Below are 408 nucleotides of genomic sequence, written 5' to 3'. Positions count from 1 at the left end.
TCGCAGGAGAGAGTGAGTTCACCGACCACGGAGTGGTCGAGGCGCTGGACGCCGTGGGCGCACTGGTCCACGCGGTGCACGGCCCACCACGTGGAGAACTGGGGGACTTTGATGCACAGTTCCCCGACGAGTTCGCTGAGCAGGCGGTCGTCGGGATGGCGTCCGGCGGCCAGACGCAGATGGGAAACGAACTCCTCCGCGACCCGGTCCCAGTCCCGGAAGAGGTCGCGTGCGGCGGGGTGGAGCAGGACGAATCGCGCGAAGTTGCGGTCATGGTGCGGTAGTGCGTCGAAGTCCGTGATCAGCGCTTTGGCGAGATGGTTGACGGCGAGGATGTCGGTGCGGTGGTTGAGGACCAGGGCCGGTGAGACGCTGTCCAGAGCGTCCAGCATCTGGTGGATCGCAGGA

The 408-nt window shown here is 66.2% G+C and carries 1 protein-coding gene; it reads right to left on the bottom strand.

All coding sequences use genetic code 11. The annotated features are described in order from the left end of the window. Positions 1-392, bottom strand: a 392-nt coding sequence (locus AC1DUE_RS20500; protein ID WP_477041243.1) for an MmyB family transcriptional regulator, incomplete at its 3' end; no start/stop codon positions are given. Positions 393-408 lie beyond the last annotated feature (16 nt).

It is taken from the genome of Cellulomonas sp. P4_A2 (genome assembly GCF_056402515.1).
The sequence above is the reverse complement of the archived record's forward strand: the minus strand, read 5'-3'. Positions and strand labels throughout refer to the sequence as shown.